Annotated in this window: 2 protein-coding genes and 1 pseudogene; 1 reads left to right on the top strand and 2 read right to left on the bottom strand. The window is 74.0% G+C overall.

Annotation, left to right across the window (positions count from 1 at the left end; genetic code table 11):
- Positions 1-479: pseudogene (locus IJH84_RS08115) on the top strand (hypothetical protein); the annotation flags it as partial.
- 230 nt (positions 480-709) lie between these two features.
- Here the strand turns inward: IJH84_RS08115 and IJH84_RS08110 are convergent.
- Positions 710-1,390 (bottom strand): DUF3159 domain-containing protein, encoded by a 681-nt coding sequence (locus IJH84_RS08110; protein ID WP_295142230.1) that lies wholly within the window; start codon positions 1,388-1,390, stop codon positions 710-712.
- 122 nt (positions 1,391-1,512) lie between these two features.
- Positions 1,513-1,647: an ESX secretion-associated protein EspG gene (locus IJH84_RS29230; protein ID WP_367268987.1), complete on the bottom strand. Its 135-nt coding sequence runs from the start codon at positions 1,645-1,647 to the stop codon at positions 1,513-1,515.
- Positions 1,648-1,655 lie beyond the last annotated feature (8 nt).

Genomic DNA, 1,655 nt, shown 5'->3' with positions numbered 1-1,655 from the left:
CCATCAGGGTGTCGTCGGTGACGTGCCCGTCGCCCTTGTGGTACGGCGCGATCGGCCGGGCGGTGCGCGCGGAACTGCTCGGCACCGGACCGGACGACGCGGACGCGCTGCGCAAGCAGCTCATCGCCGCGGTGAACGGGCGCGCGCCGATCGCGCTGGCCGAGCTGGCTCCGCTGGTTACGGCCGCGAGCGGGACGGATGCGGACGCGCGGGACATCGTCGCGCGCGCAGCGGCCGTGCTGGCCGACACGGCCGCCGGTGCGCGGCGGCCCGGCGAGGAGCGCGCACCGATCGTGCTCGCGGGCGGGCTCACCGCGGATGGCAACCCGGTCGGTGCTGCACTGCGCGCCGAACTGCTGCGGCGTGCCGGTTCGCCCGCCCCCGAGCTGCACGCCGCGGGACCTGGCGCGGCGGGCGCGGCTTGGCTGGCCGCGCTCGATCTCACCGGCGATGAACCCGCCCGCTACCCCGGCATCTGAGCGCATCCCGTAGATGAGCGAACGGACCGTTCGACCAATCCAGCGGGACCAACGGTCCGTTCACCGCGCTCGGCTCGCGATCCGCACACGCCGGTGATCGTGAGCGAACGGAGCGGTAGACGCTCCTACGTTGCGCAAATCCGGCGGGACGACGGGGCTCGAATGTCGGCGAACGGCGGTGCTGCCGCTACGGACACCGGCAGGCGCCCACGGGACGGCACCTCGCGGAGTCAGCTCGCGACCTGCGGATGACGCAAGCCCGGGTGCCCGGCGGGCAGCGCGCGGCGCAGCACCCACCAGCTCGCGGTGATGCACAACGCCACCAACGGCCAGGTCAGCGCCGCCTGCGCGATGCTCAGCGCGAACACGGCGTCGGCCGCCCACAGCGGGATGAACACCAGCAGCCGCGCGGTGTACTGGCCCACCCACACCCAGCTCGCCCGGTTGTAGGCGCGCACCAGTGCCGGGTCCTGCCGCCACTTGCGGCCCTGCCCGAGCACGCCGCCGAGGATCACGCCGAGCAGCGGCCAGCGGGCCGCGATGCTGATCATCCACACCAGCCCGCTCGCGGCGTTGGTGACCACCCGGATCAGGAAGTAGTCCGCGGCGTTGCCGGTGTACAACGCGACGAGCGCACCGGCCAGCACCGCGAGCAGGCTCACCAGCACCGCCGTGGGACGGGCACCGGCGCGCAGCCGCCACACCCCGATCGCCGCGGCCACCAGCACGGCGGCGGCGCCGCCCGCGGGAATCGACTCGCCACCGAGGTACCAGCCGAGGCCGAAGGCCACCGGCGGCAGGCTGGCGTCGACGGCGCTGGTACGGCCGCCGAGCAAGTTCATCAACGAATCCCGCTCGTCACCGGTCTCCGTGGCGGTGCGCGGGTTGCCGGTCTGCCGTTCCTGCGTCACGCCCCACAGCCTGCCGGACGCGAAGTCGCATGCACACCCGCCGCCCAGGCGCAACCGCGGGCTATCGCGTCACATCCCGCTGCCGCGGTCGGATCTGCGGATCGCTCGCGGGCTCGACCGGCTCACCGCAGCAGCGCCGCGAGCCGCTCGACCAGCGCTGCGCGGTCCGCCGGAGCGCAGGTCAGCGATTCCCGACCGTCCGGCGCGGTCTCGCCGAGCAACGTGAACCGGCCGAGATCGTTGTCGAACCAGGTCAGCCCGGGCT

The sequence above is a fragment of the Saccharopolyspora sp. genome (genome assembly GCF_017434145.1).
Taxonomy (GTDB): Bacteria; Actinomycetota; Actinomycetes; order Mycobacteriales; family Pseudonocardiaceae; genus Saccharopolyspora_C; species Saccharopolyspora_C galaxeae.
This window is presented reverse-complemented; position numbering and strand designations above follow the sequence as displayed.